Source organism: Candidatus Vicinibacter proximus, assembly GCA_016713905.1.
Taxonomy (GTDB): domain Bacteria; phylum Bacteroidota; class Bacteroidia; order Chitinophagales; family Saprospiraceae; genus Vicinibacter; species Vicinibacter proximus.
The window spans coordinates 328017-343623 of sequence record JADJOE010000001.1 but is presented as its reverse complement, the minus strand read 5'-3'; the positions used below and the strand labels follow the sequence as shown (position 1 = coordinate 343623).

Annotated in this window: 10 protein-coding genes; 7 read left to right on the top strand and 3 right to left on the bottom strand. The window is 33.8% G+C overall.

Going from position 1 to position 15607, the window contains the following annotated elements; translation table 11 throughout:
* Positions 1 to 100 precede the first annotated feature (100 nt).
* The 3 genes from IPJ83_01380 to IPJ83_01370 all read left to right on the top strand — a co-directional run bounded on the left by IPJ83_01380 (position 101) and on the right by IPJ83_01370 (position 2544).
* Positions 101 to 1213, top strand: coding sequence for a GyrI-like domain-containing protein (locus tag IPJ83_01380; protein ID MBK7879199.1), 1113 nt, complete (start codon positions 101 to 103; stop codon positions 1211 to 1213).
* Positions 1214 to 1293: 80 nt separating this feature from the next.
* Positions 1294 to 1986 carry a M15 family metallopeptidase gene (locus tag IPJ83_01375; GenBank protein MBK7879198.1) on the top strand — a complete coding sequence of 231 codons (693 nt, stop codon included), beginning with the start codon at positions 1294 to 1296 and terminating at the stop codon, positions 1984 to 1986.
* The gene (locus IPJ83_01370; GenBank protein ID MBK7879197.1) at positions 1987 to 2544 is read left to right on the top strand and encodes a thioredoxin family protein; all 558 of its coding nucleotides are present in this window, start codon (positions 1987 to 1989) and stop codon (positions 2542 to 2544) included.
* Between the two features lie 3251 nt (positions 2545 to 5795).
* On the opposite strand, the gene sprA is transcribed toward IPJ83_01370, so the two are convergent.
* Positions 5796 to 10163, bottom strand: a complete 4368-nt coding sequence (gene sprA, locus IPJ83_01365) for a cell surface protein SprA (GenBank protein MBK7879196.1) — start codon at positions 10161 to 10163, stop codon at positions 5796 to 5798.
* An 83-nt stretch (positions 10164 to 10246) separates the two neighbouring features.
* A complete protein-coding gene (gene ruvA / locus IPJ83_01360) occupies positions 10247 to 10837 on the bottom strand; it encodes a Holliday junction branch migration protein RuvA (GenBank protein ID MBK7879195.1) in 591 nt (196 codons plus the stop codon).
* 162 nt (positions 10838 to 10999) lie between these two features.
* On the opposite strand from ruvA, the gene IPJ83_01355 reads away from it, so the two are divergent.
* Genes IPJ83_01355 through IPJ83_01340 form a run of 4 tightly spaced genes read left to right on the top strand, consistent with a single transcriptional unit; the run spans position 11000 to position 15351 of the window.
* Entirely contained in the window at positions 11000 to 13030 is a 2031-nt protein-coding gene (locus IPJ83_01355) for a BatA domain-containing protein (protein ID MBK7879194.1), read from the top strand.
* 2 nt (positions 13031 to 13032) lie between these two features.
* Positions 13033 to 14301 carry an amidohydrolase family protein gene (locus tag IPJ83_01350; protein ID MBK7879193.1) on the top strand — a complete coding sequence of 423 codons (1269 nt, stop codon included), beginning with the start codon at positions 13033 to 13035 and terminating at the stop codon, positions 14299 to 14301.
* A gap of 11 nt (positions 14302 to 14312) precedes the next feature.
* A complete protein-coding gene (locus IPJ83_01345) occupies positions 14313 to 14855 on the top strand; it encodes a DUF4199 domain-containing protein (GenBank protein ID MBK7879192.1) in 543 nt (180 codons plus the stop codon).
* A gap of 28 nt (positions 14856 to 14883) precedes the next feature.
* Complete coding sequence (locus IPJ83_01340; protein MBK7879191.1) at positions 14884 to 15351, top strand: hypothetical protein; 468 nt, start codon at positions 14884 to 14886, stop codon at positions 15349 to 15351.
* A 22-nt stretch (positions 15352 to 15373) separates the two neighbouring features.
* Here IPJ83_01340 and yidD read toward each other — a convergent pair whose 3' ends face one another.
* Complete coding sequence (gene yidD, locus IPJ83_01335) at positions 15374 to 15604, bottom strand: membrane protein insertion efficiency factor YidD (GenBank protein MBK7879190.1); 231 nt, start codon at positions 15602 to 15604, stop codon at positions 15374 to 15376.
* Positions 15605 to 15607: the final 3 nt, after the last annotated feature.

The following is a 15607-nucleotide window of genomic DNA, read 5'->3' as shown; positions in this document are numbered from 1 at the left end:
TATACAAAATTTACAATAATATCTTTTTATATTTGCATAATAATAGAGTCTTTTAAATTGTATATATTAATTCGGACTCGAAGTTTTATAAATTATACATATGTCTAATAATTTTATTAAAATCATTGTTGCTGTCGGTGTTTTACTATTGATGTATCTATTGGCTTGTTTTGTTTCTCCATCATCAATGTCCCAAACTAATGAAATTAAGATCAATTGCTCAAAAGGCTTAATGTATGTAATGATAAACGACATTAAAGAATGGCCAAATTGGATTAGTTGGAAAAAAGAAGATTCAAATCTTAGTTTTTCAATGGGTGGTCGACAAGTAAATATTGGCGCTAATTTTACATTCGAAGGTAAATCTTTCGGTAAAGGTATTGTAGAAGTTCAGGAATCGCACAAAGACTCTCTACTTGCATCTTACATTACCAATAGTAATTGGCCGGGAAAAGTGTCTACAACCTGGCAAATCATCCCGGAAACCCGAACTTCAGTTTTATTAATCAGCCGTAATAGGTTGCTAACTAAAGTACCTTTTTTTAAAAGGCCCTTTTACTGGTCATTTGAAAAAGAATATGCAAACTTGCATCAAAATGATTTGAATAACTTAAAGAATTACATTGAGGGAATGATTAATACCCAATTTGGTATTAAACCTTCATCCTTTAAAAAACAAGGTTATTTTGGTATGAAAGCTCCAATTTATAATGCTAACATCCCAAAATTTTATGCCGAGTCATACCCAAAAATATATAAAGCTCTTGATTCACTCGGCATAACACCAAGTGGTCCACCAGTCGGACTGATTTACGATTGGGAAGGTTCTTCAAACTATGTTTACATAATGGCAGCACTTCCTGTGGGTCGCGTCGTACGACCTCCACTTGGATTTGACTATGAAGAAGTCCCTGATATACCTTGTTTGAAATTAGAGCATTTTGGATCTTACAAAACGCTTAAGCATGCACATTCAAAACTGGATTACATTATGAGCTCTTCAAATTTTGTATTGTTTTCCCCGATTATTGAAGAGTATGTAACTAGTCCTTCACAGGAGCCGGATACTTCCAAATGGTTGACTAATATTTACTATCTTCTTGATAATACCGGTTCATATTCTAAAACACTTCAGAAAAAGAAGACAATAGAAGAAATGATTCAAGAAGAAGAAGAAATTAGAAAAAAGAAATTGGAAAGAGAAAATCAATAGATATTAAAAAACTCAAACTCTTACTTATATGCTGGGCGTATTTAATTTCGGTTAAATCGCAAAGCTATTCATTTAACCCAATGATTAGCAATAATATAAATACCTATAACTTTATTGAGGAAGATGATTTCATATATGGGAAATTCCAACCAGATGATCATCCACAATTTGTCAAAATAGACAATTTCTATTGTGACAAGAATTCATATATGCTGCAAGAAGCCTACGATGCTTTTGTCTCAATGGCAGAAGCAGCTAAAGCCGATTCCATTGAACTAAAAATTATTTCAGCTACTAGAAATTTTGAATACCAAAAAGAAATTTGGGAGAAAAAATGGGTTGGTGAAACTTTAGTTGATCATATGAAATTGAATAAAAGCCATAAAAATCCAATAGAAAGGGCTCGTAAGATACTTGAATATACTGCGCCTCCCGGTTTTACCAGACACCATTGGGGTACTGATATTGATATTAATTCTGTTGAAGAAGAATACTTCAATACTACAGAAGGAGCCAAAGTATATGCGTGGCTTAAAAATAATGCACCCAAATTTGGATTTTGCCAAATATATACTGAACAAGATTCCTTAAGACCATCAGGTTTTAAAGAAGAAAAATGGCACTGGTCTTACATAAAAATAGCCCATAGGATATGGATTAACCAAATGGACCGTTATTCGGAAAATAACCTTTGCAACTTCAAAGGTTATCAGTCTGTGAGAAAATTAAATTTTGCCAAAGAATATCTCAGTTCAATTAATACTTGTCACTAGATGTCATTTAAAGAATCCAATATGCTATTACTAGGAACTAAAATGCCAAAGTTTTCCCTAGTAAATGTTCAAAATAAGGAAATAATATCTATTGACGAAGGGGAGAGTTTCAATGGTATTTTAATAATGTTTATTTGTAATCATTGCCCGTTCGTGATTCACGTGTTGCCCGAAATTGTAAGAATAGCAGGAGACTATATACAAAAGGGAATAAAAATTATTGCCATCAGTTCAAATGATATAAAAAATTACCCAGATGACAGTCCGGATAAAATGAAAGATCTTGCGCTAGAATGGAAATTTAAATTCCCCTATTGTTACGATGAAGACCAATCAGTAGCTAAGGCATTTGATGCCGCCTGCACTCCTGATTTTTATCTGTTTGACAAGTATTCCCTTTTAGCTTATAGGGGAAGAATGGATGAGTCAAGACCTGGAAATAATATTCCTCTTACTGGAAATGATCTTCGATCAGCAATTGATCAAATTTTAATTGGTGAAAAGCCTTCTGGCAATCAATATCCAAGTGCTGGTTGTAACATCAAGTGGAAAAAATAAATTCACTTCATCAGTTTTTGAAAATTGTGCATCTTCATTAAAGGATGTCTGCCAAATTTTTTAATAAAATAATTCTTGATTTTTATTCTTGAATAATTTCATCTGTTTGTCGAATGTCATCACAATCAACCTTCGTTCATCAAATAGGAAGAAGTATACAAGTTCAAGCACAATAACAAGACTATCAATTTACTAATAGAGGATTCCGTTTGAATCAACAAGTAAAGGACTCATACCAAAATTGTTGATTAACCACATTAGCGATTAATTCAGGAGAAATTGTACAGTCAAACCTCCATTAATCCTTACGCTTTTGTAAGAATTTTGAACATATGGAATGGATTTGGAATAATCAACAAAGAGTCTCAAGTTCAAACTTTTGTTTACATTATATTGAACGGAAGGGGTGAAATTTATCTGTTTTGACCCTTCAAATGCCTGGGCTTCTATATTTTCATCCAACCGAAATAGTTTCGAAATGTTATCCCTGATTCCAAAATCAACACTTATTACCAAGTCATTACCTTTTGGTTTGTTTGCAGTTGCTTCTTTTGGATCTTCCCCCTTCTTCTTCTTTTTGGTTGCCTTTTTCTGCATTTTTTTAACGCCGGGAATAAAAGATAAATACACATTCTTTATAACATAGCCAGCCTTAAAAGTATAATTTGTTGAGTTTCTTTCTTCAAGCTGACCCTCTATTCCATTTTTTAATTGAAGATTTCTGGTCTTGTTCAAATCAAAGCCCAATTCAATTCCATTTTTTGTCTTGACATTTATGCCTATCAAAGGACCAAAGGATTCATTTATGGATATTTCAGGAATTTCATATTGAGCATAATAGGATGCAATTATTGTATCACCCTTCCTTCGTATTGGAACCTCGAGAACATTTTCTCTGTAATCCAGATTTGTCCTATAATTATTCATGGTAAGTGTGTTCTTATATGCATGTCTAATGGAGAAATCTTGAAAAATATTTTTCATTCCTTCCAATCTTGATAAACCTGAATAGTTTATCTGCCAATTTGGTAAAGGGATTGTTTTAAAAATATCAAGATTAGATTTTTCAGGATTAGCATGACTATATGTGGCGAGAAAAGCTGGTAAAACTACATCTTGATGATCTCCTAAAAAACCATCTATATAATCTGGATTCACTGTACTTCGTTGTGTTATTCCATATTGTTCTCCCACTCGTCGGGACATGGTTTTTCGCATCTCAGAAAAACTATTGAACAATTTGTTAATATCTTTGGTGAACATCGATTGAAAGGAGACATAAGATATTGTAAACTGCCCATTCTCAAATGGAGTAAAATGTTGGAAAGCCAATTGATTTGGTGATCCTAAAACAGAATCAAATTTAAAAGTTTCAGTATAATCTCTTGTGAAATTTCTATCAATGTTCACATCTATATTAAAATTTTTAAATAGCTCCAATCTGACTTTTGCTCCTGCTGTAGTTGCGTGCCTCTGAATCATTTCTCTATTGAAATATTTATTATCGGTTATCCAACCCTTACTTGCAATTTGATCAAGATAGCCCCCTGGCTTCAAATCAGGCTTAAAACCAGAAACGAATTTCCAACCCGGAGCAACAAAGCCTTTATCCATTCCTAATAGTTCAGGTGATTGCATAAAACCCGGGATGATGGTTGAGTTATTCTCAGAATAATTGAATTGAATTCTTCTAACGGACATTAATGGTCTGATAAGTATTTTCTCCGCTAACGTAGGAATCCTGCTTGTATTTCTTTCTGATTCCTTAGCCTTCTTCTTTAACTCATTTTTACTTCCTTCTTCCAGGCTTTTAGGTTTCGGAACTTTTGAAGGAGTCGGTTTCTTTTTCCCACCAGGTGTGTTCTCTCCATTTATTCCTCTTAGGTATTTTGATTTATTATAAAGAGAAACCAAGTTAAATTCACCACTTAATGAAATGGTTTGAGAATTAGAAATTACACTTCCCAATGTATCTATAGTTCTTATTGATCCTGAAGCCCAATTAAATGTAGAATTATATTGTCCTCTTACTTGAATCCAATCCAATATTGGAATTAATCTTGTCGGAAGTGCATAACTTAAACCAAGGCTATGTTTATAATCTCTTGTTCTTCCAAAATTTCCCAAATTCTTATATAAAAATGGTTTTTTTTCTGCTCTGGAAACTAATTCGTTACTCAAAGGATCAACATAAGATTGCCTGAGTGGGTTATAAGTAATTTCGTCTACTGTTGCTTCATTCTGAGCACTGAAATTCAATTTAATAGATCGAGTCAGATCCCAATTAAGATTATAATCTCTTAACCAGATAAACTTAACATTCTCCCAAGTTGCATATTGAGGAGCAGCAAATCTATAAATCCTATTTGAATATCTTCTGTCAAGGTTATTCCTAAGAGCAAATGAATTTGGTACCAAATTAAAATTAATATCCGAAATAAATTTAAGGTTCTTATTCGTTACAATCTTCTTAAAAGGCTCTATGTATTTAGGTGTCAGACTAAAATTATAATCTATTCCTCCCCTTTTTATATTTTCTTTATCCTCAGCTACAATTGGATTTCTTTTTAATGTAGTTGATTGTCCATAAGACAAACTAAAATTTTCAATATTCCAAGGTTTTGGTTTTGCCCCACCGGCTCTGTTTTTACGTACATTATTAAATGCAAATCCGGTTACACGTGTATAGTCAACTGCCCTCTCTTTAATTGAATCTCTTTGTTGTTTATTTAAAGCTTGATCGAACTTGTCTTCTAATTTAACATCAAGATCATTTGGATCAAACTCGGGAGTTTTTGTGCCTTGTGAATATTGTGCACTAAATGGAATCACAACATTGGCATTTTTAGGTAAAAACTTACCCAGTTCCAAAGTTGTCGTTGCATCATATTGCTGAATTTTTTCGAGAGAACGTTCTGCCAATCGTTGATCTATACCTCCCCAGGCCAATGAAGTATAACTACCAGCAAGACTCAAGTTACCTAAGTCAGCAAGTTGTACCTCACCTCTTGCCAACGCAGCAAACCCTCCTCTATTTTCTAATCCAGTTAAGCGCAACTCATTAACCCAAACTTCATAATCTGAAATAAGTGTGTCTGTATTATTTCGAAATCCAATTTGTATTCCTCGAACCAATCCAATGTTTGGATTACCTACAATTTTTATCGTATTCTGAGGTTTATCAGGATCTGGCATTGAAAATACGGTACTGTATGGAATGTTATTAAGATTTCTTTTATTTTTTAAATCAATTAATGCTTGTAAAGGAAAATCAAATTCATTCTCTTTAAGCCAAATAGTATCTTGGTCCTTAATAAAACTAATGTTGCCTTGTGGTGAAATTCGTGCTGGTATTTCATATTCATAATAGTTTTGAGTAAAATCTTTACCCAATCTAATAAATACGGAAACATCCCCTTTTGCAAATTCATAGAACTTTCTGTATGGCAAAACATTTTAAGTCTCTTATACCGCCTGATGTCAAGATCTATAACTCTGAAAACTGATTGTTCACATCTTGGAGGAAATATTTCCTTTCTTAATAAAAGGCTTGTTTCATTTTGAAATAAATCAGCAAACTGAGTACTAAAAAAACGCTCTCGTTGAATTCCTTTTGGTAAGACATAATTGAAAGGTCTCTTTGAAGAGTTCTCTTCAATATCTATTTTATCTAATATTAGTGGCTTTTCAGGTATATCATTTGTACAGGCTTTGTCAAAATTTCTTCTCCAGGTATTTCTACCTAATTGAAACTTTATCAACCGGAAAGTAATTTGCTCGTCAAAGCCTGTCATCAATAATCTCATAGATTGGATTGATCTGTAATCACTTATTTGGCCAGCTTTGTAATTCCACCTTGTAATAGGAATTCTAAACCTATACCAAGTTTCATTTCCAGAAGGTTTAGAAACAATTACAGAATCTGTAATAAAAGGATTGCGTCCCAAACTATTATTCACATTATTGATTGGAACTTCATAACTATAATATGATTCAATTTCATTCAGTGACTTATCAAAGTTAAGGTCCTCCATATCCGGAGTTGCCGTATATGCAGTGGATTGTTGGTTTCCTAAATCAATTTGTGAATTGCCTTCAGGCATATTAAACCTTTTATATTTTTCCAGTACAGTTGTTCCATTTGGAAAGGAATTATCCCTATAGGAAAGATAGTCATCGTTTGATGGATCTCGTTGAATTTGGTTAAAAGCCTGAGGGTCCAGAAAATTCCTCATTCTTTCAAGGTAATCATTAAAATGACTACGCTCTGTTTGTGTTTGAGTTGAATTTATACTATTCAATCCGTCCAAACCTAAGTCTTGGGTTTCTCTGTCTCTGACTTCAAAAGTATTAGTTACCGGAGGTTTTCTACTGATTTTGCCAAAAATACTATTATCCGTTGGTAGATTTAAATTTGGGGTTGGCAATCCGTGTTCAAATTGTTGTTTACCATCCTTTAAAATGTCTTCCGAAAAAGTCCCTAATTGAAAAAATAGCTTGCCACTGTTTGAAATCTTACTTCCATTGGCTTTTGGCAAAAATGGATTTAACAACCAAAAATCTATATACTCAACATTGGCCAATTCAAAATCATTGGTATTCAGTTTAGACATTATCCCTGCCCACCTGGTTTCTGGTTGTTTTAATGTATTATCTGAATTTAACCCTTTTGTCGTATAGGTAGAATCTCCACTTCTAATTCCCTCGGGAAGTTCATAATTATAAGGACCTTTTTCATAAGGATAATATGTAAGGTCAAATGTTAGTTCAGTGGCAAATCCAACTGGTCGCTGTCGCTGAGGAAAAATCTCAAGCTCATCCACCAGTCTGGAATAGGTAGATGCTGCATCTGGGGCCCCAACTCTTGCAAAATCATCAATTCTATACCATGATAAGAGTGCTCTATTTGAACTTGTATAAAAGTTATTATATACATTATTTCCACCAAGGTTTCCGTCTACTTGGTTTGATGTTGGTGGCGTTGCAAGAATCCACTGAGTGGTATTAAAATACAAGCCAATACCAGTCGAACTTCCTTCAAAATCATCTATATATACAACGCCTCCATCACTTCCATCCTGATTAATTGCTCTTGAATAACCAGGCTGGAGTAAAGCAGCTTCCCCCTGCAGTGACCATCTGGATGGATCCTTAGTACTATAAAGTGGAAGTTTATCTAATGTCCTGGTTATCCAGGGTGCCGGTTTAGTTATTCCAAAGTCAAGGCCATATATATTGTTATTTATTGGATCCTCACCTAAATTTACTTTTTGGGTGAAAGGTCTTTCAAATAATTTCATAAATGTAGTCCCCACATATACATCTTTGCTTTTTGAGTATTCAGCTCTGAAACCAAGCATGGTTCTGGTATTGAAATTGAAAAGTGCATTATTTTCAAAATCCACACTAATATTGGTATTTGACTGTAATAAAGATTCATTGAGAATGGTCACTTTTCCCAAACTTCGGTCAACAGTATAATCAATTCCTTCAGTCAAAACTAATGATCCAGCACGTACAATTATCTTAGCATTTGGGTCAGACCCAAAAGTATTAAGAGGAATTTCATTTGATTTCCCGGCACGATAACTTCCTCTTAGAATAAATTGGTTGGATTGTAAATTTTGACGTGCTGATGTTACAGAGGTGTCATAAAGTTGTGGATAGGCATACTTTTTATATATGGCTTCTATCTTCACTGGATCGTTTTTTAGAAACTCAAGCTTTGATAATAAGTTTTTAAAAGACAATCCAAAGGGCTCTAAAACTGGAAAAATAACACTTCCGCTGCTGGGAATTATAGTTTGACCGTTAACCCAATCAAATATTCCATCGGGTTGAGGGTCATTTGTCCTGTTTAAATTATCAAGTTGAAAGAGGTTTAATAACGGATATCCATCTATTTCTTCAATAAATCTTCTTTGAGCTCCGTCTTGAGATTCATAAAAAATGTCAAACTTAAAATCTTCCTGATTCAAATTAAAGCCCCCAATAGGGTAAACATTTTTCATCATCAGATCAAAAGACGGAAGGAAGGTAACTTGGTTGGATGATTTTAACATCTTCACAAACATCACCTTATAGTTAAGCGAATCTGACTTTACTTCAGCTGAAAATTCCCCAACTTTAAGTTGAGTTTGAGTCCTTGGGTCCATATCCTTTCCATTATAGGTATAATGATAAGCGACAGCAAGAACTTGATTTGGTCGTGGTCGTACTCTAAGGGAAATAAATCCCAAATCAGGATTAAATGTAAATTCATTTGGGGTTAGTCTTTTTGCCCTAATTTTTTCAAAATCCCGACCTTGTAAAAGGTTAAGACCATTTGGATCAGAGAGTACTCTTACCACTTCATTCAAATCTCTGGACCCCTGAAGGGCAAGTATTTGTTGTAACAGTTGATTTGAAGTATTGGAGGGCAATGGTTTTCCATGAAGGTCTCTGGGAACCGCTTTTCCGGGAAGAAATTTAGATTGTTGACTAGCCGACATATCAAAAGGTAATCCATCCGGAGTACCTAGGTCAGCTAAGGCAATTATATCCCTAACGTTAGTTTCCCTAGAATTCTGGCCATCTTCGGTTAACCAAACTTCAATGTCCTTAATCCTGAATTGACTATTGACCTCAGGAAGATTGGAAAGAGATACTTCATAATTTTCTCGGTTATAGTGACTCAGAAAGAAGTGTCTGTTTTCGTCATAATTATCCGGTCTGATCTGAAAATCCTGAACAACTCCGCCCCCTTTGGTTTTGATATTCTCTTGTCTTGACCTTTGCTGTGATACTAAGCCCGTCAATCGCAGATGACCAAACTGCCAATCCGTTTTGAATCCAAACAAATTTTGACTTCCTTTAATCAAGGTGGATCTTAAAGGTAAACTGACATTTCCTGCTTCAATTTTTTTGATTATGTCATCCTCTGAAAATTTCTCACTATCGTACTCAAGCTTTAGCTTATTTTCAAAATCAAAAGAAGATTGGGTATTATAATTGGTATTCAATTTTAGCTTATCACCAATGTTTCCTGCAACTTCCATTTGAATATCCATATCAAAATCAGGCCCGGCCTGCCATCTTTGTCGGATTGGAATATTGGGGATATCGGTAAAATTATAAAAACCACCTACTGTCATGTCTATATTACCCCTTGGCTCTATCTGAATTCCCAAACCTCCAAACAACCGATCAACCAAATTCCTCTTAATATCTATCTTGCTAACTGGATCTACAAGTCCACTCAGATTCCTTTTGCCTGAGCTAATTCCTGCAAGAGACTTCATGTATTCTTTGTCTTGTTGCTTGGATTTGAATGCCATATATTGGTCAAAACTCATGTAAGTAGATGGCCTGTAATAATCATTCCCTACTTTTTCTGTGACACGATATTGACCTGTCACCGGATCATATTCAATAGTTTGGTCTATTACTTTAGGGTCCTTTAGATCAAATGGGTTTTTTGCGTCTGGATCGGTAAAACTGCCTGTTCTGTCTTTAAACGGAATAGTATCGGAATAAGGCTTATTATTCATCTGTATCGGTTCTGGAAGCTCCTTGCCTCCTGCTAATAGCACCCTTTCAGATAAAATCCATATAAATAAAACTAAAAAAAAACTTCTCATATTCTGGAACAAAAAACTCCCGACTTTTTAAAAAGGAATAATTAGAACGATATTTTTGCGCAAAAGGTATATTTTATAAGCTTTTATGATAAATTTTTTAAAGCTTCCTTTATCATATTTTCTAAACTCATACCTTCGGATACAGGCGCAGGAATCCGGTTCAATGCCTGTTCAATTTGGGGCCTCCCAAATCCAAGGGCTAATAATGCGGATTGAGCTTCTTTTCTGAGATTGTAAGTCGAAATAAATGAAGATCCCAAGTCATGGACTGAATCTTTGGTCAATTTATCTTTTAAATCAATAATTATTCTTTGAGCAGTTTTGGGACCTATCCCTTTGACCCTCTTAAATGTTGTGTCGTCACCACTAATTATTGCAGTCCTAAGTGCCAAAGTATCTAGCGAAGAAAGAATGAGTCTTGCAGTATTGGGTCCTACGCCATTTACAGAAATCAAGTGCACAAAAAGAGATCTTTCATCATCTTTATAAAAACCATACAAACTCTGGCCATCTTCTTTGTAATGGGCATAAGTAAGTATTTTCAATTCCTTTAAGCCATTTATCTGGCTGAAGGTACTCAGACTAATAAAAATCTGATAACCCACTCCGCCGGCTTCTACTACAACATGAGTTGGAGCACATTCTGTAACAATACCCTTTATATATGCTATCATAGAGCACAAAATTACAAAATTAATATTAAATTATTTTTTAATGCGTAATTGTAGAACTTTTGTTTGTTATAACGAGCCAAATCTTTTTATAGATTTCTGTATTCACAAAAATATTTTGACCGATAATTAATTAGTTTTACGCCTTCAAACGTTAAACAGAACATGCAGTTCTTATTTCCCGGATTTCTTTGGGTCTTGAGCCTTTTGGCTCTTCCTGTCGTTATTCATCTTTTTTATTTCAAACGGTATAAAAAGGTACTATTTACCAATGTCCGGTTCTTGAAAGAACTGGTCGAAGAAACCTCTAGTCGAAATAAGTTAAAAAATCTGTTAATCCTATTATCGAGACTATTGGCTTTATCGGCGCTAATCTTGGCCTTTGCACAACCATATTTTCCTAAAGGAAATAAGGAAAATACCCAATTGAATGCGGTCAGTATCTTTATAGACAACAGCCATTCCATGAGTGCCGAATCAGAGCAGGGTTCTTTGTTTTCACAAGCAAAGAGAAGAGCTGTTGAAATTATAAATGGCTATACTGAATACGATAAATTTCAAATCCTGAGTCACGATTTAAGTGGCAAACAGCTTAGGCTACTTTCAAAAAGTGATGCCATCTCTGCAATCCAGGAAATCGATGAGGGACCTGTGGTTAATCTAATGAGTAAGATTCTTAAAAAACAAAGTCAAACTTTGTCAGGAGTAGAGGGTTTTAAAAAGGAATCCTATATAATATCCGATTTCCAAAAATCAATAATAGACATTACTTCAGAACAAATTGATTCCACCGTAAACTACCATTTGGTTCCACTGCAAAGAATTAGTGAAAACAATTTAAGTCTTGATAGTGCTTATTTTATTTCACCTGTCATCATACCAGATCAAATAAATTTATTAGTTTTTAGCCTAACTAATCATGGAAATAATCCTATTCAAAATGTCCGTGTTAGCTATTTGTTGAACGGTCAAGAATTTCCTCATACCAGTTTAAATTTAAATGCTCAACAAACCATATCTGACACCTTAAAAGTCTATGTAGATACTTCCCCATATCAAAAACTCATTTTAAAAATCAAGGACTACCCAATCCTTTTTGATGATGAATACCATGCTGCTTTTCGAGTGGATCAGGAAATTAAAGTTTTGGTAATTTATGACAATATTTTACCCCAGTCTATGCTCAATGCCCTAGCAGCTATACCCCATTTTAAACCAATGCTGGTAAGTTCTAGTTCAATAGATTATAGTAAGTTTAGTGACTTCAGGTTGATTGTGTTATGTGATTTAAATGAAATTTCATCAGGATTTACGAAGGAATTGTATAAAGCCTCTTCAGATGGGACAAACATCATCATTTTTCCAAAACCTGAAGCAGAACCTCAAGCTTATCAAAGTTTAGAAAATCAATTTGGTCTATCATCCTTTAAGAACTTTGACAAAACAAGAAAAGAAGTCGGTTCAATTAATCTTGAAAGTGAATTGTTTTCAGATGTATTCACCAATCCTAAGGCTAACCTTAAACTACCTTTCACCCAAGGCCAATATACTTTGAGTAATGGTTTATCCTCTGAAACCATTCTTAGTTATCGTGACGGTTCCCCATTTTTAATGAAATCAAGAGCAAACAATGGGTATATATACACAGTTGCCTCTCCAATTGCTGAAGATTACAATAATTTGATAAAAAGCCCGGAAATTTTACTTCCTTTTCTTTTCAAAGCAGCAATAAGTGGAAATGCAAGAATAAAATTAGCTTACACTATTGGTATAGATGATGTAATTTTGTTGCCCAAGTCTAAGGAATTTCCAAATCCTGAGAAAGGATTTTCACTTTCGGGTCCGGAAGAATTCATTCCCTCTATAAGAGTAGCTGGAAATCAGTGGGCTTATGAACTATACGACCAAATAAAAAAGCCTGGTATTTATGAAGTTAAAAACCAAGATCAAGTTATCGATCTTATCGCTTTTAATGAAAATAGATTAGAATCAAATATGGAAAGGATTTCTGATGATATACTAAATGAATATTTTGGTATAAATGCGGAGATAATCAACGAAAAAAGTATAACAGATTTAGGTATAGTCATTAAAGAATCCAAAAGCAAAAAATCTCTTTGGTGGATTTTGGTACTAGGGAGTATTTTATTCTTAATTTTGGAAAGCCTGCTGATCAGACTTTGGAAGAATACATGAATATGAATTGTTTATTAAAAAACGTCAAAATTATTGAACCTGGTCATAAATTACACCATAAAGTTCGTGATATCTGGATCAAAGATGGGTTGATTTTTAAAATTGCCACTTCTATTGACACCCCAAGAAATGTTAAAATCTTCAATCAACCTGATTCATGCATTTCTCCCGGATGGGTCGATGTAGGATGTTATACAGGAGAACCAGGTTTTGAAGAAAGAGAGACCCTTTTAAATATAAATGAAGCTGCAAGTTCAGGAGGATATACTGCCATTTGTTGTATGCCAAACACAAAGCCAGCATTACATTCAAAATCGGAAATCCATTTTATTCAAAGCAGATCAAAGGATTTGAATATAGATATTCACCCAATAGGCGCGATTAGTAAAAATACCCAATCTCTTGAAATGGCTGAAATTCTCCAAATGCACGAAGCTGGCGCTGTTGCATTTTCTGATGGTGGCAGCGGAATCCAAAAAACTGGTCTTTTACTAAGGTCGCTAGAATACATTAAGAACATACCTGAGAGTATAATTCTCAATTCTTCCTATGAACAGGAATTGGGTGGTTCTGGACAAATGCATGAAGGGGAATCGAGTACATATCTTGGGCTTAAAGGGATTCCATCATTAGCCGAAATAACTGCTGTACTTAGAGATTTGGAAATATTAAAATATTCTGAATCCAGATTAATGATTCACAAAATTTCTACCTCCGAAGCTGTTAACCTTTTAAGATCTGCAAAGAAAAAACAGTCCGGACTTTTTAGTTCTGTTTCTATTTTTAATTTGGTGTTTGAAGATTCTGATTTAATATCCTTTTCTCAAAATTTGAAGCTAATGCCCCCGATTAGATCCAGGAAAGATAGATTAGATCTAATTAAAGGCTTGCAAGATAGCACAATCGATATTATTGTCAGTGACCATTCACCGATGAATCCTGAGAAAAAAGATCTTGAATTTCAAGCTGCCGCCTTTGGCGCTATTTCGCTAGAAACTTCTTTTGCTTTAAGCCAAACATTTATTTCAGATGAAATAAATCCTGATTTGTGGGTGGAAAAAGCATCTATAAATCCAAGAAAAATATTCAATTTAACTGATGCCAGTATTAAAGTGGGTAATATAGCTAACATTACTTGGTTTAATCCCACTAAAAGTTGGAATTATTCTTTGGAAAATATAAAATCAGTTTCTAAAAATAGTCCTTGTATTTCTAAAACCCTACGGGGTAAGGTGTTAGGAACTTTCTATAAAAAAATATATATCAATTAAATTTTTTGAAAATGGAAAAACACACTATTGCTATTCGGTATGGACTAATTTGGTCCGCAGTTTATGTAGTATTAACCCTAGTTTTATATTTGTTTGACCATAATATGATTCAAAACTTTGGGGTTGGTATTGTTTTGTTTTTAATTGGTATTGTATTTATGTATTTTTCTGGACTAGATACTAGGAAAAAATTGGGTGGCTTTATCTCCTGGAAAGAAGCTTTGATTCCATGTTGGGTTAGCTCTATTGTTTATGGAATTATTTCCGTATTATTTATGGCTGTTTTATATAACTATATTGATCCAGAATTAGCTGAGCAACAAAAAGAAGCTCAAATAAAACTTATCGAAAATTTTAGAGCTAACATGGGAGATATTGAAGCAGATAAAGCTATAGAGAGAATTCAGGAACAGAATCCATTTGGATTTGGAAACTTGATGATCATATTGGCGTCTTCTTTCTTGATATACTTTATAATTTCATCCATCATTGCCTTGGTTTTAAAAAAGGAAGATCCTAATCAACTTTTTAAATCATTGGAGGAGAATATTTAATTAGTATAAAAAATTTATAAAATTTATTTTGAATTCAACTTTGGTTAAACTTAGATCGGAAGGTATTTGGTGGTTTTTTTCTATACTCCTTTCGATTATTATTTTGTTTCCTATTTATTACTTCAAAATTCCATATGATTTTTATTTAAGCAACCTCTTATTCATAATCGGTTTCTTTATTGGTTTGCGATGGCTTTTTTTTTGGCATTTGACTCCTTACGCAAGAATTCAAATTTTAAAAATTGCATTAATCTTTCTAATGATTCCAATCTTTTTCTATGGGATTTATGCATTTTCTGATTTTAAAAATTTTCTTGACGAAGTTGGAATTCAAGAGATACTTAATGATATTCCAGAAAGGGAACAAATTTCAATGGCTATATATATAAGAAGCCAAATGGTTTTCTTTTCAATATCTTGTCTAATTGGAATTTTACTTATACCATTTAAACTTATATGGAATATTTGGAAACAACATAATAGGGGAGAAGTGTAGTGAGACACCCTTTATAATTCTATTATTTAGTTCGTTTTGGTACCGGGTCATCTCCATGTCCGCCCCATGGATGACATCTGCTAATCCTTTTTATACCAAGAAAAACTCCATAAAAAATACCCCATTCATTAACAGCCTCAATCATGTAATTCGAACATGAAGGCCGAAATCTGCAATTTTTTCCTAGCAAAGGAGAAAGTAAATGTTGATAAAGACGTATAGGTATTATAATAATCCAATTATACCAATTCATAAA